The sequence below is a fragment of the Pseudomonas sichuanensis genome, assembly GCF_003231305.1.
Lineage (GTDB): Bacteria > Pseudomonadota > Gammaproteobacteria > Pseudomonadales > Pseudomonadaceae > Aquipseudomonas > Aquipseudomonas sichuanensis.
Genome location: NZ_QKVM01000021.1, coordinates 77,762 through 95,183, shown reverse-complemented (window position 1 = coordinate 95,183; position 17,422 = coordinate 77,762). Strand labels below are relative to the sequence as shown.

Sequence of the window (17,422 nt, the reverse complement as noted above, 5' to 3'; positions counted from 1 at the left end):
CAAGCCAGCTCCCACAGGCTTGAGACGACGCGATCGGTGTGGGAGCCGGCTTGCCGGCGAAAAGGCTGCGCAGCAGCCCCTCAGTGCCCCATGAGCCAGTGCTGGTGAGGCCCAGGCAGCGTCCACAGGCCAAAGAGGATCACCAGCACGCCGCCCGCCATGCGCACCCCGCGCTTGCGCAGCACGCTGCCCACACGCTCCGCCGCCAGCCCCGTGGCCAGCAACACCGGCCAGGTCCCCAGCCCGAACGCCAGCATCAATGCCCCACTGTGCAGCGCATCCCCTTGGCTGGCGGCCCACAGCAGGGTGCTGTACACCAGCCCGCACGGCAGCCAGCCCCACAAGGCGCCGAGCAACAGGGCGCGGGGCAGGCTGGACACCGGCAGCAGCCGTGTGGCCAGCGGTTGTATATGGCGCCACAGGCCGCGCCCGAGCGCTTCAATGCGTGTCAGGCCGCTCCACCACCCGGCCAGGTACAGGCCCATGGCAATCAGCAGCAGCGCCGCGACCACCCGTAGCCCGATCGCCAGCGGGCTGCTGGCCAGGGCCACGCCGGCCAGGCCCAGCAGCAGGCCGGCCGCGGCGTAGCTGAGGATGCGCCCGAGGTTGTAGGCCAGCAGCAGGCGCAGGCGCCGGTTGCGCTGCTGCGGCGGGATGGCCAGGGTCAGGGCGCCCATCAGGCCGCCGCACATCCCCAGGCAGTGGCCGCCGCCGAGCAGGCCGAGGACCAGGGCCGAGCCGAGCAGGGGGATCAGTTCAGGCACTCGGTTTGGCGTCCTTGTCTTCGGGAGGTTGTTCGTCGTGTTTGACCGCGGCCTGGTGGCGCGGGTCCTGGTCGTCGAACAGGATGCTGTGGGCCGGGCCTTCAAGGTCGTCGTACTGGCCGCTGTCCACCGCCCAGAAGAAGATGTACACGGCCACCCCGACCAGCAGCAGGGCGGCGGGGATCATCACGTAGAGGGCGGGCATAGGGTTTTCCTTCCAAGTGACGGTGGCGCGCTCACCGGTACGCCCGTTGTCGTTGGCAACCGGGTCAGGCGCAAGGCGTTGAGCACGACGATCAGCGAGCTGACCGACATGCCGACCGCCGCCCAGACCGGAGTGATCCAGCCGAGTGCGGCGAACGGCAGCATGAGGCCATTGTACAGGGTCGCCCAGAGCAGGTTCTCGACAATGTTGCGGCGGGTGCGCCGGGCCAGGGCAAAGGCCTGCACCAGTGCGTGCAGGTTGTTGGACAGCAGCACGGCGTCGGCGCTGGTCTTGGCAAGGTCGGTGGCGCTGCCCATGGCGATGCTGATATCGGCGGCGGCCAGGACCGGCACATCGTTCACCCCGTCACCCAGCATCAGCACCTTGCGCCCTTCGGCCTGGAGCTGTTTCAGGCGCGCGAGCTTGTCGTCCGGGCGCAGGCCGCCGACCGCCTGGTCGATGCCAAGCGTCGCGGCCACTTCGGCAACCATCGGCGAGCTGTCGCCGGACAGCAGCAGGGTCTGCCAGCCACGGGCCTTGCAGGCGGCCACCAGGTCGGCGGCGTCGTCGCGCAGGCGGTCGTCCAGGCCGAACCAGGCCAGCGGGCCCTGGCGATCGCCCAGCAGCAGCCACTGGCCGCGTGGCTCGGGTACGCCAGGCACTTCGGCGCCGCTCAGGGCGCAGACGAAGGTGGCCTGGCCGATGCGCAGGCGCTGGCCGTCCACCTCACCCTCCAGGCCCAGCCCAGGCACTGCGTTGACCGCCTCGGCCGGCCGGGCGGCGCGGCCGAAGGCACGGGCGATGGGGTGTTCGGAACGGTTCTCGAGGGCGGCGGCCAGTGCCAGGCAGCGGTCGGCATCCAGGCGCCCCAGCGGGCGGATGCTGCGCAGGGCCAGGCGGCCTTCGGTGAGGGTGCCGGTCTTGTCGAAGATCACCGTGTCGATCTGGTTGAGGCCTTCGAGCACATGGCCACGGGTCACCAGCAGGCCAAGCTTGTGCAGGGTGCCGGTGGCGGCGGTGAGGGCGGTCGGGGTGGCCAGCGACAGGGCGCAGGGGCAGGTGGCGACCAGCATGGCCAGGACGATCCAGAACGCCCGCCCGGCATCGAGTTGCCACCAGACCAGGCCGATGATCGCCGCCGCCACCAGGGTGAACAGCAGGAACCATTGCGAGGCACGGTCGGCGATCTCGGCCAGGCGCGGTTTTTCGGTCTGCGCCCGCTCCAGCAGGCGCACGATGGCCGACAGCCGTGAGTCCTGGCCCAGGGCCTGGACTTCGATGGTGAGGGTGCTTTCGACGTTGAGGGTGCCGCCGGTGACCCGGTCGCCGGTGCGTCGCGCCAAGGGCAGGTATTCACCGGTGAGCAGCGATTCGTCGACGCTGGAGCGGCCCTCGATGATGCAGCCGTCGGCGGGGATCACCGCGCCGGGCAGCACTTGCACGCGGTCGCCGCACTGCAGTTCGCCGAGCAGGATGCGCTCGGCCTGGCCGTCGGCAGCCAGGCGCAGGCACGAGGTCGGCAGCAGGTTGACCAGTTGCGCCGTGGCCGCCGCCGTGCGCTCGCGGGCGCGGCGCTCCAGGTAGCGGCCGGTCAGCAGGAACAGGGCGAACATGCCCACGGTGTCGAAATACAGCTCGCCACTGCCGGTGATCGCCGTCCAGATCCCGGCGCAGTAGGCCAGGGCGATGGCCAGCGACACCGAGACGTCCATGGTCAGGTGGCGGGTGCGCAGGTCGCGGGCGGCGCCCTTGAAGAACGGCGCGCAGCTGTAGAACACGATCGGGGTGGTGAGGAATAGCGCGACCCAGCGCAGGATGGTGTGCAGCTCGGGGGACAGGTCGATGTTGAATTCCGGCCAGGTGGCCATGGTCGCCATCATTGCCTGGAACCACAGCAGCCCGGCCACGCCCAGGCGGCGCAGGGCGCTGCGGTTTTCCCGGGCCAGTTGCTCGGCGGCCTGGTCCGGCTGGTAGGGGTGGGCGGCGTAGCCGATGCGGCGCAGCTCGGCCAGCAGCCTGGACAGCGGCAACTGGCTGTCGGCCCAGTTGACCAGCAGGCGGTGGTTGGACAGGTTCAGGCGTGCCTCGGCGACTCCGGGCAGGGTGCGCAGGTGTTTTTCGATCAGCCAGCCGCAGGCGGCGCAACTGATGCCTTCGACCAGCAGGGTGGCTTCGGCCAGTTCGCCGGCATGGCGCACGAAGCCTTGTTGCACGTCGTCGCGGTCGTACAGCGCCAGTTCGTCCTGCAACTGGCGGGGCAGGGCTTCGGGGTTGGCGCTGGTGTCGCTGCGGTGCTGGTAATAGTGCTCAAGGCCCCCGGCGACGATGGACTCGGCCACTGCCTGGCAGCCCGGGCAGCAGAATGCCCGTGGCTCGCCGAGCACCACGGCGGTGAAGCGGCTGCCGGCGGGGACGGGCAGGGCGCAGTGGTAGCAGGGGGTGGGTTGGGTCATCGACATCTCTTCTTGCTGCAGCGGGTTCGTGGGAGCGGCGCACCGCCGCTCCCACGAGGGGCGCGGTGTTCGGTCAGTGGTGCTCGGCGCCTTGAATGGCCTCATCCCCCAACTGCAAGGTCACGCCATGCTCGACCTTCTCCTCTTCGAACAGCCGCCACACATGGTCATCCTGGCTGCCGAGCAACTCGACGAAGCGCCGGCCGTCGACCTTGTCATCCAGCTGGCCGACATAGCGGCCCGGCTCGGTGCGTGCCAGTTGTACCTTGCGGTCCTTGTTGGGCTGGGTCGGCGAAATCAGGTTCAGTTCCAGCGCCTGCGGGGCGCTGTTGCCGGTCAGGCGCACGTCCACTTCACCGGTCAGTTCGTCCAGGTGGATGCTGGCCTTGATGTTGAGGGTCTGGGCCAGCAGTTCACGGTCCAGCGAGCGGTTGATGCCCTTGCCGGCTTCGTAATAGTTGTCGTTGACCAGGTTGTCCGGGTTGCGCACGGCAATGCTGACCATGGTCAGGCTCAGGCATACCGAGGTGGCCAGGATGCCGATGATGATCCAGGGCCAGAGGTGCTTGTACCAGGGGCTGGCGGCGGTGGCGGCAGGCATTGTCTGTGTTCTCTCTAGTCAGCGGATCTGTGGGCCGATGAAGCGGCTCTTGGCTTCAACCTGGCTGGCGCTGTCGTCGGCGTCCTTGAGGATGAAGGTGATTTCGTTGGTGGTCGAGGGCAGTTTCTCCGGGGCAACCGACAGTTGCACCGGCAGGCTGACGATATCGCCGGCGGCCACGCGGATCTCGCGGTGGCCTTCGAGGCGCAGGTCTGGCAGGCCGGCGGCATCCAGCACGTAGACGTGGTCGCGCTGGTCCTTGTTCATCACCTTCAGGCTGTACACGTTTTCGATCCGCCCCTGGGCGTTCTCGCGGTACAGCACCCGGTCCTTGGCCACGTCGAAGCCGACCAGCGAGCGGGTGGCGAAGGCGGTGGTCAGGGCGCCGATCATCACCAGCAGCACCAGCGCGTAGCCGATCAGGCGCGGGCGCAGCATGTGGGTTTTCTGCCCGGACAGGTTGTGCTCGGTGGTGTAGCTGATCAGGCCCTTGGGGTAGTTCATCTTGTCCATGATGCTGTCGCAGGCATCGATGCAGGCGGCGCAGCCGATGCACTCGATCTGCAGGCCATCGCGGATGTCGATGCCGGTGGGGCAGACCTGTACGCACATGGTGCAGTCGATGCAGTCGCCCAGGCCCTTGGCTTTGTAGTCGATGTCCTTCTTACGCGGGCCACGGGTTTCGCCACGGCGCGGGTCGTACGAGACGATCAGGGTGTCCTTGTCGAACATCACGCTCTGGAAGCGCGCATAGGGGCACATGTATATGCACACCTGCTCGCGCAGCCAGCCGGCGTTGCCGTAGGTGGCCAGGGTGAAGAAACCGACCCAGAAGTAGGCCCAGCCGTCGGCCTGCCCGGTGAAGAATTCGATGGCCAGCTCGCGGATCGGCGAGAAGTAGCCGACGAAGGTCATGCCGGTGACGAAGCCGATCAGCAACCACAGGCTGTGCTTGGCGAACTTGCGCAGGAACTTGTTGCCGCTCATGGGCGCCTTGTCCAGCTTCATGCGTTGGTTGCGGTCACCCTCGGTGACTTTTTCGCACCACATGAACACCCAGGTCCACACGCTTTGCGGGCAGGTATAGCCGCACCAGACGCGGCCGGCGTAAACGGTGATGAAGAACAGGCCGAAGGCCGCGACGATCAACAGGCCCGAGAGCAGGATGAAGTCCTGCGGCCAGATCGTGGCGCCGAAGATGTAGAACTTACGCTCGGGCAGGTTCCACCACACGGCCTGGTGGCCGCCCCAGTTCAACCAGACGGTGCCGAAATACAGCAGGAACAACACCGCGCCGCCGACCATCCGCAGCCTGCGGAAAATGCCGGTAAAGGCGCGGGTATAGATTTTTTCGCGTGATGCGTAGAGGTCGACGGAATCCTTCCCTTTGCTGGCAGGCGGGGTGACGTCATGTACCGGAATTTGCTTGCTCATCATCTAGTCCCACGGCAGTGGAGAAACGCCGCGGCCAGTGCTTGCCGGCCGCAGTCGCGCGCGTTCTGCTGGCGCTCTGCGGCCCATGATACGCCTGTGGTGGCGCGCCGGGGCCTTGCTGCGACACTTAGTCGCGTTGGGTGCGGGTTTGAATCGTGATATGGCGAGTGTCAATTGATCCAGGTCATTCAGGCTGCAGGAAATGTGTCGGCCTCTTCGCGGGTAAATCGCAGCGGCGAACCGCCGCTCCCACAGGTGCTGCACCGCATCAGAAACTGGTGAGAGACCTGTGGGGGCGGGTTTACCCGCGAAGAGGCCAGCCAGCCTTACTCGGCCTGGGCCGGTGCCTGCTCCTGATGCGACAGGCTGTACACATACGCCGCCAGCAGGTGCACCTTGTCGTTGCCCTGCATCTGTTCCTGGGCCGGCATCTGGCCCTGGCGACCGTAGCGGATGGTCTGTTGCAGCTGGGCGAAGCTCGAGCCGTAGATGAACGCCTGCGGGTGGGTCAGGTTCGGCGCACCCATGGCCGGGGTGCCCTTGCCTTCAGGCCCATGGCAGGCCACGCAGTTGGTGGCGAAGATCTGCTGACCCTTGACCGGGTCGGCCTTGGCATCTTCGGGCAGTGTGCGGCCGTCGAGCTTGGTCAGCACGAACGCCGCCACATCGGCCACACCCTGCTCGCCGATCACCGTGGTCCAACCTGGCATCACCCCGTGGCGCCCGCCCATGATGGTGGTCTTGATGGTTTCCGGTTCACCGCCCCAGCGCCAGTCGTTGTCGGTCAGGTTGGGGAAACCGTAGGCGCCCTTGGCGTCAGAGCCGTGGCACACCGAGCAGTTGGAGGCGAACAGGCGTGCGCCCATCTTCAGTGCCTGCGGGTCCTTGGCCACTTCCTCCAGCGGCATGGCGGCGAACTTGGCGAAGATCGGCCCGAAGCGGGCGTCGGCCTTGGCCATCTCCTTTTCCCACTCGTGCACGCCGGTCCAGCCTGGCTGGCCGTTGGAGAACTCGGTCTTCTTGTCGTTGTCGACGTACGCGTAGCCCGGCAGGATGCCTTTCCAGTTGCCCAGCCCCGGGTACAGCACCAGGTAGCCGAGGGCGAACACGACAGTGCCGACGAACAACCAGAACCACCATTTGGGCAGCGGGTTGTCGTACTCCTCGATGCCATCGAAGGCGTGGCCGACGGTTTCGTCGGTGATCTCTTCGCGCTGGCCCTTGCGGGTCGACAGCAACAGCCAGCTCAAGGCGAAGATGGTGCCCAGGGTCAGGACGGTGACGTACAGACTCCAGAAGGTTGTCATTGTTGTTTGCTCCCAGAAGCTTTTTGCGCTTTCGCGTGCTCAACGTGGCGAGTGGCCTCGGGGTCGTCCGCAAAGGGCAACTGCGTGGCCTCGTCGAAGTCCTTTTTGCGCCGCGGGCTGAACACCCACAGCGCCAGGCCCACGAAAGCCACCAGCACCACGACGGTGCCCAGGCCGCGAATCATCCCGATATCCATCAGTGTCACCGTTTGCTCTTGATGAGGGTGCCAAGGCCTTGCAGGTACGCCACCAGGGCGTCCATCTCGGTCTTGCCCTTGACCGCGTCGCGGGCACCGGCGATGTCTTCGTCGGTGTACGGCGTGCCGAGGGTGCGCAGGACTTCCAGTTTCTTGGCGGTGTCCTTGCCATCGAGCTTGTTCTCGACCAGCCACGGGTAGGACGGCATCTTCGATTCCGGCACCACGTTGCGCGGGTTGTACAGGTGCGCGCGGTGCCAGTCATCGGAGTAGCGGCCACCCACGCGGGCGAGGTCCGGGCCGGTACGCTTGGAACCCCACAGGAACGGGTGATCCCACACGCTTTCGCCGGCCACCGAGTAGTGGCCGTAGCGTTCGGTCTCGGCGCGGAACGGGCGGATCATCTGCGAGTGGCAACCCACGCAGCCTTCGCGGATGTAGATATCGCGGCCTTCCACTTCCAGCGCGGTGCGCGGCTTCATGCCCTCGACCGGCTTGTTGGTGACGTCCTGGAAGAACAGCGGGACGATCTGGGTGAGGCCACCGACGCTGACGGCGATGACCATGAAGAAGGCCATCAGGCCAATGTTCTTCTCGACTGCTTCATGCTTCATCAGTGGGCTCCCACGACGACGATCTTGGCGGCTTCCTCAGCCTGTACCGGGTTGGCCGCGCGAACGGTGCGGAACACGTTGTAGGCCATCAGCAGCATGCCCGAGGCGAAGAACGCACCGCCCAGGGCGCGGACGATGTAGCCCGGGTGGCTGGCCTGCAGCGCTTCGACGAACGAATAGGTCAGGGTGCCGTCGTCGTTGATGGCGCGCCACATCAGGCCCTGGGTGATGCCGTTGACCCACATCGAGGCGATGTACAGCACGGTGCCGATGGTCGCCAGCCAGAAGTGCGCGTTGATCAGGCCGACGCTGTGCATCTGCTCGCGGCCGTACAGTTTGGGAATCATGTGGTAGACCGCGCCGATCGAGATCATCGCCACCCAGCCGAGGGCGCCGGCATGCACGTGGCCGATGGTCCAGTCGGTGTAGTGGGACAGCGAGTTGACCGTCTTGATGGCCATCATCGGGCCTTCGAAGGTGGACATGCCGTAGAACGCCAGCGAGACGACCAGGAAACGCAGGATCGGGTCGGTGCGCAGCTTATGCCAGGCCCCCGACAGGGTCATCATGCCGTTGATCATGCCGCCCCAGCTCGGCGCCAGGAGGATGATCGACATCACCATGCCCAGCGACTGTGCCCAGTCCGGCAGCGCGGTGTAGTGCAGGTGGTGCGGGCCGGCCCAGATGTACAGGGTGATCAGCGCCCAGAAGTGCACGATCGACAGGCGATAGGAGTAGATCGGGCGCTCGGCCTGCTTGGGCACGAAGTAGTACATCATCCCGAGGAAGCCGGTGGTGAGGAAGAAGCCCACGGCGTTGTGGCCGTACCACCACTGGATCATCGCGTCGGTGGCGCCGGCGTAGGCCGAGTACGACTTGAACAGGCTCACCGGCAGCGAGATGTGGTTGACGATGTGCAACATCGCGGTAACCACGATGAAGGCACCGTAGAACCAGTTGCCGACATAGATGTGCTTGGTCTTGCGCTTGACGATGGTGCCGAAGAACACCAACCCGTAGGTCACCCAGACGATGGCCAACAGGATCGCCAGCGGCCACTCGAGCTCGGCGTATTCCTTGGTGGTGGTGAAGCCCATGGGCAGCGTGATCAACGCGCCGACGATCACCGCCTGCCAGCCCCAGAAGGTGAAGGCGGCCATGCTGTCGGAGATCAGGCGGGTCTGGCAGGTACGCTGCACCACGTAGTAGCTGGTGCCGAACAGGGCACAGCCGCCGAAGGCGAAGATCACCAGGTTGGTGTGCAGTGGGCGCAGGCGGCCGAAGCTCGTCCATGGCAGGTCCAGGTTGAGCTGGGGCCATACCAGTTGCGAGGCGATGAAGACGCCAAGCCCCATGCCAAGGATCCCCCAGACCACCGTCATGATGGCGAACTGGCGGACGACCTTATAGTTATAAGCAGTCGGACTGATTGCAGTGCTCATTCTAAGGTTCCACGGTTTGGGTATTCTTGTTGGTTGGTAAATCGGCGCCAGTATCAATAACCACCATGGTTATGGCAACGCATGTCATGTACGCCGACCCGTGTCCAGACCCTGTTCGCCACCGTCCCGTGGCGTCGGGGTTCGAACGATTGTACACAAATAAATCTTTGTAATGTGTACCGTTTCCCATGTTTTTCTGATCGATCGGTCAAGCTTTTTATTGCCGGGACGGGCACGCAAGGCATCATCCCAAAGCGCGGGCTCGCAAGGCTGGAATCGCTGCGTGGTGTCAGGCTGTGCACCACGTCTGCTCCGGCTGCTTCGAGCGGGGCCACTGTGGCAACAAGCTTAGTTGTGTTCGGAGGGGGTGCAAGGGAGGGGCGGGCAGAGGTGGGGCAGAGGTGGGGCAGTGTGGGAGCATCGTGGGAGCGGGCTTGCCCCGCGATGGCGTCAGTGCAGGCGACGAGGTTGTCTGGTCTGGCGCTATCGCGGGGCAAGCCCGCTCCCACGAAGGGACTACTTGGCGGTTACGGTTTCCGGGATCTGATCCTGCGACAGGCTGTACACATACGCCGCCAGCAGGTGCACCTTGTCATTGCCCTGGATGTCCTGCTGCGCCGGCATCTGGCCCTGACGGCCGTAACGGATGGTCTGCTGCAACTGGGCAAAGCTCGAGCCATAGATGAACGCCTGCGGATGGGTCAGGTTCGGCGCGCCCATGGCGGGGGTGCCCTTGCCTTCAGGCCCGTGGCAGGCCACGCAGTTGCTGGCGAAGATCTCCTGGCCCTTGGCCGGGTCGGCCTTGACGCCTTCCGGCAGGCTGCGGCCATCGAGGTTGGTCAGCACGAAGGCCGCCACATCGGCCACGCCCTGCTCGCCGATCACCGTGGCCCAGCCCGGCATCACGCCGTGCCGGCCGTTCATGATCGAGGCCTTGATGGTTTCCGGCTCGCCGCCCCAGCGCCAGTCCTTGTCGGTCAGGTTGGGGAAGCCGTAGGAGCCCTTGGCGTCGGAGCCGTGGCACACCGAGCAGTTGGAGGCGAACAGCCGGCTGCCCATCTTCAGCGCTTGCGGGTCCTTGGCCACTTCTTCCACTGGCATGGCGGCGTACTTGGCGAAGATCGGGCCGAACTTGGCGTCGGCCTTTTCCATTTCTCTTTTCCACTCGTCGACGCCGGTCCAGCCGTTCTCGTAGCCGGGCAGGATGCCTTTCCAGTTGCCCAGGCCCGGGTACAGGATCAGGTAGCCTACCGAGAACACCAGGGTGCCGACGAACAGCCAGAACCACCACTTGGGCAGCGGGTTGTCGTACTCCTCGATGCCATCGAAGCTGTGGCCCATGGTCTGATCGGTGGTGTCGCTGCTCTGGCCCTTGCGGGTGCCGAGCAGCAGCCAGGTCAGGCCGATCAGGCTGCCGATGGTCAGTACGCTGATGTACGTACTCCAGAAGGTGGTCATTGCCCATTACTCCTCATGGCGGGTTCCTGCCCGGCAGGGGGCAGGCGGTCGTCGACGAAGGGCAGCAGGCGCGCTTCGGCGAAATCACGGTCGCGGCGACGGTTGAACACCCAGAGCGACAGGCCGATGAAGGCGATCATCACCACCAGGGTGCCCAGGCCACGGATCATGCCGATGTCCATTTCCATCGCACTCACCTCTTGTTCTTGATCGAGGTGCCAAGCACCTGCAGGTAGGCGACCAGCGCGTCCATCTCGGTCTTGCCCTTGACCGCGTCGCGGGCCCCGGCGATGTCGTCGTCGGTGTACGGCACGCCGAGGGTGCGCAGGGTGCGCAGCTTGACGTCGGTGTGGCTGTTGTCGACCTGGGTCGCCACCAGCCAGGGGTAGGACGGCATTTTCGATTCCGGTACCACGTTGCGCGGGTTGTACAGGTGCGCGCGGTGCCAGTCATCGGAGTAGCGGCCACCCACGCGGGCGAGGTCCGGGCCGGTACGCTTGGAGCCCCACAGGAACGGGTGGTCCCACACGCTTTCGCCGGCCACCGAGTAGTGGCCGTAACGTTCGGTCTCGGCGCGGAACGGGCGGATCATCTGCGAGTGGCAACCCACGCAGCCTTCGCGGATATAGATATCGCGGCCTTCGAGCTGCAGGGCGGTGTAAGGCTTCATGCCCTCGACCGGCTTGTTGGTGACGTCCTGGAAGAACAGCGGGACGATCTGGGTCAGGCCGCCGATGCTGACGGCGAACACCATCAGCAGCGCCATCAGGCCTATGTTTTTCTCAACGACTTCATGTTTCATCAGGCTCTACTCCTCAAGCCAGCTGGGCGTTGGCAGGGGCTTCCACAACGCTTGGCGAACGCACCGTGCGCCAGGTGTTCCAGGCCATCAGGAACATGCCGCTGAGGAAGATCGCACCGCCGACGAAACGCACGACGAAGCCGGGGTGGCTGGCCACCAGGGTTTCCACGAACGAGTAGGTGAGCGTGCCGTCGCTGTTGACCGCGCGCCACATCAGGCCCTGAGCGATGCCGTTGACCCACATCGAGGCGATGTAGAGCACGGTGCCGATGGTCGCCAGCCAGAAGTGCGCGTTGATCAGCCCGAGGCTGTACATGCGCTCCTTGCCGAACACTTTGGGGATGGTGTGGTACAACGCGCCGATGGAAATCATCGCCACCCAGCCGAGGGCGCCGGCGTGCACGTGGCCGATGGTCCAGTCGGTGTAGTGGGAGAGGGCGTTGACCGTCTTGATGGCCATCATCGGGCCTTCGAAGGTGGACATGCCGTAGAACGCCAGCGAGACGACCAGGAAACGCAGGATCGGGTCGCTGCGCAGCTTATGCCAGGCCCCCGACAGGGTCATCATGCCGTTGATCATGCCGCCCCAGCTCGGCGCCAGCAGGATCAGCGACATGATCATGCCCAGCGACTGCGCCCAGTCCGGCAGCGCGGTGTAGTGCAGGTGGTGCGGGCCGGCCCAGATGTACAGGGTGATCAGCGCCCAGAAGTGCACGATCGACAGGCGATACGAATACACCGGGCGCTCGGCCTGCTTGGGCACGTAGTAGTACATCATCCCGAGGAAGCCGGCGGTGAGGAAGAAGCCCACGGCGTTGTGGCCGTACCACCATTGCACCATGGCGTCGGTGGCCCCGGCGTACACCGAGTACGACTTGGTCAGGCTGACCGGCAGTTCCAGGTTGTTGACGATGTGCAGCAGCGCCACGGTGAGGATGAACGCGCCGAAGAACCAGTTGCCCACGTAGATGTGCTTGGTGTTGCGCTTCATCAGCGTGCCGAAGAACACCACGGCGTAGGCGACCCAGACGATGGTGATCAGGATGTCGATCGGCCATTCCAGTTCGGCGTACTCTTTCGAGCTGGTGTAGCCCAGCGGCAGGCTGATCGCCGCCAGCAGGATCACCAATTGCCAGCCCCAGAACGTGAACGCGGCCAGGCGCGGTGCGAACAGGGTGGTCTGGCAGGTGCGTTGCACCGAATAATACGAGGTGGCGAACAGGGCACAGCCGCCGAAGGCGAAGATCACCGCGTTGGTGTGCAAGGGTCGCAGGCGGCCGAAGCTGGTCCACGGCAGGTCAAGGTTGAGGGCGGGCCAGGCGAGCTGGGCGGCAATGAAGACGCCGAGCCCCATCCCGACGATGCCCCACACCACCGTCATGATGGCGAATTGGCGGACCACCTGATAGTTGTAGGCGGTACTGCTGGTTGTGTTCATGTATGGGTTCCCATCCACGGTTATAGGCAGGCTAGACAGCGAGGCAAGCATGATTAATGGGCAAAGTGCCGGTATTGACGGGGATCAATGGGCGCAGATTGCAAATGCCCCAGGCTTGCGCTGCGATCCTCCGCGAATCACCGGCGAAAGCGGGCAAAACAGCTGGCTGATCCTGGCCCATGGCGCGGGCGCGCCGATGGACAGCGGGTTCATGGACGACATGGCGCAAAGGCTGGCAGGGCTTGGGGTAGGGGTGGTGCGCTTCGAGTTTCCGTACATGGCCCAGCGGCGTGTCGACGGCGGCCGGCGCCCGCCCAATCCGCAGAAGGTCCTGCTCGACTGCTGGCGCGATGTATACCGCCAGGTGCGACCTTTGGTCGCGGGGCCTCTGGCCGTCGGTGGCAAGTCCATGGGCGGGCGCATGGCCAGCCTGCTGGCGGACGAACTTGGTGCCGATGCGCTGGTGTGCCTGGGCTATCCGTTCTATGCCGTGGGCAAGCCGCACAAGCCCCGCGTCGAGCACCTGGCCGGGCTGCGCACGCGCACGCTGATCGTCCAGGGGGAGCGTGATGCCCTGGGCAATCGGGAAGCGGTGCAGGGTTATGAATTATCGCCAGCGATCGAAGTGAGCTGGCTGGTGGCAGCGGACCATGACCTGAAGCCGCTGAAGGCTTCGGGGTTCAGCCATGCGCAGCATCTGCAGGCGGCGGCGGAACGGGTGGCGGGGTTCCTGCGGGCTTGAAATCGCGGGGCAAGTCCGCATGGGCGGCACGATCCCTGTAGGAGCGGCCTTGTGCCGCGAAAGGGCCGCAAAGCGGCCCCGTTTTTCAGCTTCGCAGCAAGAATCGCCGGGGCTGCTGCGCAGCCCTTTCGCGGCGCAAGGCCGCTCCTACAGTAAGACAGTGGCTCGCACGTAGGAGCGGGCTTGCCCCGCGATGAGGGCGTCAGCTTAGTCGCGGTACTCGCACAGGTAGGCGGTATCGACCTTCACCTGCAGCTGGAACTTGCTGTCGGCGGCAACATTGAACTTGTCGCCGGCGTTGAAGGTTTCCCAGTTTTCGCTGCCCGGCAGCTTGACGATCAGCGCACCGGAAACCACGTGCATGATTTCGCGCTTGGCGGTGCCGAACTCGTATTCGCCCGGGGCCATCACGCCAACGGTAGCCGGACCTTCGCTGCTTTCGAAGGCGATCGACTTGACGGTGCCATCGAAGTACTCATTGACCTTGAACATGGGCGACTCCTGAAAAAGGGGATGAAAAAAGGGCTGGCCAGTATGCCCAAGGCCCGCCCTTGCGTCATCTGTTTCAGGCGCCGCCCACCGGCAGGCTCAACGGCAGCAGCCGGGCAGTATTGCGCGCGTCTTCCAGCGCGCGATGCTGCTGGCCGCTGAACTGCAGCCCGGCCAGTTGCAGGGCGCTGTTGAGCCCCGCCGGCCGCTGCAGGTGGCGGGCCTTGGCGAAGCGCTGCTTGAGGTTGATGTGCGGCAGTTGTTCGAGCAGGCTGCGCTGGTGATGCAGCTGCCATTCCTGCAGCAGTTGCTTGCGGTCGTAGTCGCCCCAGCTGACCCAGGCCTGCAACTGCGCCTGGTGATCACCCAGCCAGCGCTCGAACGCGCTCCACACCGTACCGAAGGGCTCGGCGCCGTCGACATCGGCCTGGCTTATGTGCGTCAGCTCGCGGCAGAACGGCGTCAGCTGCGGCCGCCGCCGGGGCCGGACGAAACGCTGGAAATGGTCGACCTCGCGCCCCTCGCGGGTGACCAGGCTCGCGCCGATTTCTATGATTTCCATCTCCGTGACCGGCCAGCCGCCGTCGTCGGTGGTGGCTTCCAGGTCGATCACCAACCAGTGGCCCATGCCAGGCTCCCTATCAATACGCGGTAGCCCGCGTCCTCACGCGCGAGCCCCTAGAGGGTAGCCAATGTCCGGGCGCGCGACATCCCCTGGCACTTTGGCATATCCGGCGGTTGTGCCCGCCTGGGAAAACGCCTAGCTTAAGCGCATCCAGGCCATTACCCGTGACGAGTGTCTCGACTTGATCCCTCTGCCCAGCCTCAAGCTCTCCTGCTCTGTGCTGCTGTTCGCCGCACTGTCGCTGACGGCGGCAGCCTGGGCGGGCCAGGCAGTCGAGGTGAAGATCGGCGCGGCGCATTTCCCGCCTTACACCGTGCGCCCCGAGCAGGGCGCCGATACCGGCCTGCTGCCACAACTGGTGGAGGCGTTGAATGCGGTGCAGGCCGACTACCGCTTCGTGCTCGTGCCCACCTCGATTCCCCGGCGCTTTGGCGATTTCCAGCAAGGCCGCACCGACATGGCGATTTTCGAAAACCCGCAGTGGGGGTGGCAGGGGATCGCGCACAGCACCGTGGACATGGGGCTGGAGGATGCCGAGATTTTCGTCACGCGCCAACAGCCGGGGCGTGACCAGCAGTATTTCGATGATCTGCACGGCAAGCGCCTGGCGTTGTTCAACGGCTACCACTATGCCTTCGCCGACTTCGATCCCGACCCGGTCCTGCTCAGGCAGCGCTATCAGGCGACCCTGACCTACTCCCACGACAGCAACCTGTCTATGGTCGAGCGCGGGCGGGCCGACATCGCCCTGGTCACTCGCTCGTACCTGAGCGATTTCCTCAAGCGCAACCCGTCCAGCGTCAGCCAGTTGTTGGCCTCGCAGCGGGTCGACCAGGTCTACCACCACTACGCACTGCTGCGCCCGGATGCGCCGATAAGCCCGGAAAGTTTCACCGGGCTGCTGCGCCGGCTGCGCGAAAACGGTGAGTTGTTGCGTATCTTCAAGCCCTACAAGATCACCGTCGAAGCCCCCCACGACTAAATTGCAGGGGCATGAAGACGTCCTCAGGAGTGAGCCATTCTTTCATTTCCTGTGAGCCCTGACATGCCGTTCGATGCCGCTACGCCCCCTTGCGCGCCACGCTGGCGCAGCCTGCAGGCCGACGAAGGCGATTGCCGCCTGAGCCTGACCCTGGAAGGGCGCCCCCTCATCAGCCTGCGCCTGGTGCCGGGCGCGACCCTGGAAGCCCACCTGCAACAGATTTGCCTCGAGCGCCCCGAGCAGGCCCTGTGGGCCGCCTGCTACTGGCTGCTGTCACGCGATCCGGCCTGCCAACGCCTGGCCTGGCACCTGCCGCAACCGATACCCCAGGCCGTCGCCAGTGGCCTGCTGCTGCCCGACGAAGCGCCGGGTCGTTACCTGTGCGAACGCACGCTGTTCTGGCAACAGCCCCAGCCGTGGCTCGGCGAGTCGCTGGCCGGGGTCTATCCGCAGCAGATGCAGTTGAGCAACGGCAAGCGTCACCCGCGCCGGGCGCCCAAGCCACGGGGCGAGGTGTACCGACGCTTCGATGCGCGTCTGGGGGCCTGGGTTTCGCTGCGCACCCTGGAAATCGGTCAGGACCTGGAGCGTTTCAACCGCTGGCAGAACAATCCGCGCGTGGAGCAGTTCTGGCAGGAGGGCGGCTCCCTCGAGCAACACCGCGAGTACCTGGCCAAGCTTGAACAAGACCCGCACACCCTGACCCTGATCGGTTGCTTCGACGACGAGCCGTTCGCCTATTTCGAGGCGTACTGGGCCAAGGAAGATCGCATCGCGCCGTTCTACCCGGCCGACGACTACGACCGTGGCATCCACATGCTGGTGGGCGAAGAGGCGCATCGCGGCCCGCACAAGGTCGCCAGCTGGTTGTCGGCGCTGGTGCACTACCTGTTCCTCGACGACCCGCGCACCCAGCGGGTGGTGGCCGAGCCGCGTGCCGACAACGGCAAGATGATCGGCTACATGCACGACCAGTGTTTCCACTGCGAGAAAGAGTTCGATTTCCCGCACAAGCGGGCGGCGTTGATGATCCTGGGGCGGGAGCGGTTCTTCGATCGGTGCAAGCTGGTGTGATGCAAGCAGGGGCCGCTGCGCGGCCCATTCGCGGCACAAGGCCGCTCCTACAGGGGGTCGCACTGTTCTGTAGGAGCGGCCTTGTGCCGCGAATGGGGCGCGAAGCGGCCCCTTGAGGTCTCAGGCCTGGCGGCTGCTCTTGCGGCAATGGATCAGGGCATCGCGGATCATGAAGTTGACCAGCGTCGGCGACACCCCCAGTTCCTTGGCGATGTCTTTCTGCGGCACGCCATGCAAGCGGTACATCTCGAAGGCGTAGCGGGTGCGCTGGGGCAGTTCGTTGAGCGCTTCGGCAATGTGTTCGAGGGTTGCCAGGTTGATGTGCGTGGCTTCGGGCGAGGCGTTCTGGATGACCACGTTCAGCCCTTCCTCTTCGCTGCCGGAGTACTTCAGCTCCATGGCCTGCTTGCGGTAGTGGTCGATGGCCAGGTTGCGCACGATCTGGAACAGGTAGCTGAGCTGGGCCTTGAACGAAGAGGTGATCTGCGGCGCGGCGCTGAGTCGGAAGAACGCGTCCTGCACCACATCCTCGGCGCGCGAACGGCAGCCGGTGATGCGCGCGGCGATCTTGACCAGGATGCTGCGGTTGTCGACGAACGCCTGGAGCAGCGGTGAATCGCACTTACTTGTGGACATTTGTTCCGCCATGGAATTTTCACCTTGTCTCAGAGGGGAAAGGGAGCACATCCCACGGGGAGGCTTCCTACGACGTGCGACAAACTATTCAGAATGATAATGATTGTCAAATACGAAAGTTAATGATTAAGCATTCGATCTGGTTCTAAGCCGAACACT

The 17,422-nt window shown here is 65.0% G+C and carries 19 protein-coding genes; 3 read left to right on the top strand and 16 right to left on the bottom strand.

Features of this window, described 5'->3' with window-relative positions:
- Positions 1-80: 80 nt before the first annotated feature.
- From DM373_RS13370 to ccoN (DM373_RS13305), 13 genes are all read right to left on the bottom strand, one after another.
- The gene (locus DM373_RS13370) at positions 81-764 is read right to left on the bottom strand and encodes a sulfite exporter TauE/SafE family protein (RefSeq protein WP_110994039.1); all 684 of its coding nucleotides are present in this window, start codon (positions 762-764) and stop codon (positions 81-83) included.
- The gene (gene ccoS, locus DM373_RS13365; protein WP_110994038.1) at positions 757-969 is read right to left on the bottom strand and encodes a cbb3-type cytochrome oxidase assembly protein CcoS; all 213 of its coding nucleotides are present in this window, start codon (positions 967-969) and stop codon (positions 757-759) included. The genes DM373_RS13370 and ccoS overlap by 8 nt, the downstream gene beginning before the upstream one ends.
- A complete protein-coding gene (locus tag DM373_RS13360) occupies positions 951-3,422 on the bottom strand; it encodes a heavy metal translocating P-type ATPase (protein WP_110994037.1) in 2,472 nt (823 codons plus the stop codon). The genes ccoS and DM373_RS13360 overlap by 19 nt, the downstream gene beginning before the upstream one ends.
- A gap of 73 nt (positions 3,423-3,495) precedes the next feature.
- Positions 3,496-4,023: a FixH family protein gene (locus DM373_RS13355; protein WP_110994036.1), complete on the bottom strand. Its 528-nt coding sequence runs from the start codon at positions 4,021-4,023 to the stop codon at positions 3,496-3,498.
- Between the two features lie 18 nt (positions 4,024-4,041).
- A complete protein-coding gene (gene ccoG / locus DM373_RS13350) occupies positions 4,042-5,457 on the bottom strand; it encodes a cytochrome c oxidase accessory protein CcoG (RefSeq protein ID WP_110994035.1) in 1,416 nt (471 codons plus the stop codon).
- A 326-nt stretch (positions 5,458-5,783) separates the two neighbouring features.
- On the bottom strand, positions 5,784-6,764 hold the full coding sequence (gene ccoP / locus DM373_RS13345; RefSeq protein ID WP_110994034.1) for a cytochrome-c oxidase, cbb3-type subunit III: 981 nt from the start codon (positions 6,762-6,764) through the stop codon (positions 5,784-5,786).
- The gene (locus DM373_RS13340) at positions 6,761-6,961 is read right to left on the bottom strand and encodes a cbb3-type cytochrome oxidase subunit 3 (protein WP_110994041.1); all 201 of its coding nucleotides are present in this window, start codon (positions 6,959-6,961) and stop codon (positions 6,761-6,763) included. The genes ccoP (DM373_RS13345) and DM373_RS13340 overlap by 4 nt, the downstream gene beginning before the upstream one ends.
- Positions 6,962-6,966: 5 nt before the next feature.
- Positions 6,967-7,575 carry a cytochrome-c oxidase, cbb3-type subunit II gene (ccoO, locus tag DM373_RS13335; protein ID WP_110994033.1) on the bottom strand — a complete coding sequence of 203 codons (609 nt, stop codon included), beginning with the start codon at positions 7,573-7,575 and terminating at the stop codon, positions 6,967-6,969.
- Positions 7,575-9,017 (bottom strand): cytochrome-c oxidase, cbb3-type subunit I, encoded by a 1,443-nt coding sequence (ccoN, locus tag DM373_RS13330; protein WP_027921278.1) that lies wholly within the window; start codon positions 9,015-9,017, stop codon positions 7,575-7,577. Before ccoN (DM373_RS13330) ends, ccoO (DM373_RS13335) begins: the two co-directional genes overlap by 1 nt.
- Positions 9,018-9,533: 516 nt before the next feature.
- The gene (gene ccoP, locus DM373_RS13320; protein ID WP_110994032.1) at positions 9,534-10,475 is read right to left on the bottom strand and encodes a cytochrome-c oxidase, cbb3-type subunit III; all 942 of its coding nucleotides are present in this window, start codon (positions 10,473-10,475) and stop codon (positions 9,534-9,536) included.
- Positions 10,472-10,663 carry a cbb3-type cytochrome oxidase subunit 3 gene (locus DM373_RS13315; protein WP_110994031.1) on the bottom strand — a complete coding sequence of 64 codons (192 nt, stop codon included), beginning with the start codon at positions 10,661-10,663 and terminating at the stop codon, positions 10,472-10,474. The genes ccoP (DM373_RS13320) and DM373_RS13315 overlap by 4 nt, the downstream gene beginning before the upstream one ends.
- 5 nt (positions 10,664-10,668) lie before the next feature.
- Positions 10,669-11,277 carry a cytochrome-c oxidase, cbb3-type subunit II gene (ccoO, locus tag DM373_RS13310; protein ID WP_110994030.1) on the bottom strand — a complete coding sequence of 203 codons (609 nt, stop codon included), beginning with the start codon at positions 11,275-11,277 and terminating at the stop codon, positions 10,669-10,671.
- Positions 11,278-11,290: 13 nt separating this feature from the next.
- Positions 11,291-12,715 carry a cytochrome-c oxidase, cbb3-type subunit I gene (gene ccoN, locus DM373_RS13305; protein WP_110994029.1) on the bottom strand — a complete coding sequence of 475 codons (1,425 nt, stop codon included), beginning with the start codon at positions 12,713-12,715 and terminating at the stop codon, positions 11,291-11,293.
- A 49-nt stretch (positions 12,716-12,764) separates the two neighbouring features.
- Here ccoN (DM373_RS13305) and DM373_RS13300 point away from each other — a divergent pair, with 49 nt between their 5' ends.
- The gene (locus DM373_RS13300) at positions 12,765-13,457 is read left to right on the top strand and encodes an alpha/beta family hydrolase (RefSeq protein ID WP_110994028.1); all 693 of its coding nucleotides are present in this window, start codon (positions 12,765-12,767) and stop codon (positions 13,455-13,457) included.
- A gap of 207 nt (positions 13,458-13,664) precedes the next feature.
- Here DM373_RS13300 and ppnP read toward each other — a convergent pair whose 3' ends face one another.
- Positions 13,665-13,949: a pyrimidine/purine nucleoside phosphorylase gene (ppnP, locus tag DM373_RS13295; RefSeq protein ID WP_110994027.1), complete on the bottom strand. Its 285-nt coding sequence runs from the start codon at positions 13,947-13,949 to the stop codon at positions 13,665-13,667.
- A gap of 73 nt (positions 13,950-14,022) precedes the next feature.
- The gene (locus tag DM373_RS13290; protein ID WP_110994026.1) at positions 14,023-14,574 is read right to left on the bottom strand and encodes a 3'-5' exonuclease; all 552 of its coding nucleotides are present in this window, start codon (positions 14,572-14,574) and stop codon (positions 14,023-14,025) included.
- A gap of 178 nt (positions 14,575-14,752) precedes the next feature.
- Here DM373_RS13290 and DM373_RS13285 point away from each other — a divergent pair, with 178 nt between their 5' ends.
- Together DM373_RS13285 and DM373_RS13280 are read left to right on the top strand one after the other, a co-directional pair.
- Positions 14,753-15,553, top strand: coding sequence for a substrate-binding periplasmic protein (locus DM373_RS13285; protein ID WP_110994025.1), 801 nt, complete (start codon positions 14,753-14,755; stop codon positions 15,551-15,553).
- A gap of 63 nt (positions 15,554-15,616) precedes the next feature.
- Positions 15,617-16,627, top strand: a complete 1,011-nt coding sequence (locus DM373_RS13280) for a GNAT family N-acetyltransferase (protein ID WP_110994024.1) — start codon at positions 15,617-15,619, stop codon at positions 16,625-16,627.
- Positions 16,628-16,747: 120 nt separating this feature from the next.
- Here the strand turns inward: DM373_RS13280 and DM373_RS13275 are convergent, their stop codons facing one another.
- Positions 16,748-17,275 (bottom strand): RNA polymerase factor sigma-70, encoded by a 528-nt coding sequence (locus DM373_RS13275; protein ID WP_110994023.1) that lies wholly within the window; start codon positions 17,273-17,275, stop codon positions 16,748-16,750.
- Between the last annotated feature and the right edge of the window lie 147 nt (positions 17,276-17,422).

Bases quoted from the DNA above. Each gene is read 5' to 3' on its own strand.
- ccoS (WP_110994038.1), bottom strand. From the start codon at position 969: ATGCCCGCCCTCTACGTGATGATCCCCGCCGCCCTGCTGCTGGTCGGG.
- DM373_RS13360 (WP_110994037.1), bottom strand. From the start codon at position 3,422: ATGACCCAACCCACCCCCTGCTACCACTGCGCCCTGCCCGTCCCCGCC.
- DM373_RS13355 (WP_110994036.1), bottom strand. From the start codon at position 4,023: ATGCCTGCCGCCACCGCCGCCAGCCCCTGGTACAAGCACCTCTGGCCC.
- ccoG (WP_110994035.1), bottom strand. From the start codon at position 5,457: ATGAGCAAGCAAATTCCGGTACATGACGTCACCCCGCCTGCCAGCAAA.
- ccoP (WP_110994034.1), bottom strand. From the start codon at position 6,764: ATGACAACCTTCTGGAGTCTGTACGTCACCGTCCTGACCCTGGGCACC.
- DM373_RS13340 (WP_110994041.1), bottom strand. From the start codon at position 6,961: ATGGATATCGGGATGATTCGCGGCCTGGGCACCGTCGTGGTGCTGGTG.
- ccoO (WP_110994033.1), bottom strand. From the start codon at position 7,575: ATGAAGCATGAAGCAGTCGAGAAGAACATTGGCCTGATGGCCTTCTTC.
- ccoN (WP_027921278.1), bottom strand. From the start codon at position 9,017: ATGAGCACTGCAATCAGTCCGACTGCTTATAACTATAAGGTCGTCCGC.
- ccoP (WP_110994032.1), bottom strand. From the start codon at position 10,475: ATGACCACCTTCTGGAGTACGTACATCAGCGTACTGACCATCGGCAGC.
- DM373_RS13315 (WP_110994031.1), bottom strand. From the start codon at position 10,663: ATGGAAATGGACATCGGCATGATCCGTGGCCTGGGCACCCTGGTGGTG.
- ccoO (WP_110994030.1), bottom strand. From the start codon at position 11,277: ATGAAACATGAAGTCGTTGAGAAAAACATAGGCCTGATGGCGCTGCTG.
- ccoN (WP_110994029.1), bottom strand. From the start codon at position 12,715: ATGAACACAACCAGCAGTACCGCCTACAACTATCAGGTGGTCCGCCAA.
- DM373_RS13300 (WP_110994028.1), top strand. From the start codon at position 12,765: ATGATTAATGGGCAAAGTGCCGGTATTGACGGGGATCAATGGGCGCAG.
- ppnP (WP_110994027.1), bottom strand. From the start codon at position 13,949: ATGTTCAAGGTCAATGAGTACTTCGATGGCACCGTCAAGTCGATCGCC.
- DM373_RS13290 (WP_110994026.1), bottom strand. From the start codon at position 14,574: ATGGGCCACTGGTTGGTGATCGACCTGGAAGCCACCACCGACGACGGC.
- DM373_RS13280 (WP_110994024.1), top strand. From the start codon at position 15,617: ATGCCGTTCGATGCCGCTACGCCCCCTTGCGCGCCACGCTGGCGCAGC.
- DM373_RS13275 (WP_110994023.1), bottom strand. From the start codon at position 17,275: ATGGCGGAACAAATGTCCACAAGTAAGTGCGATTCACCGCTGCTCCAG.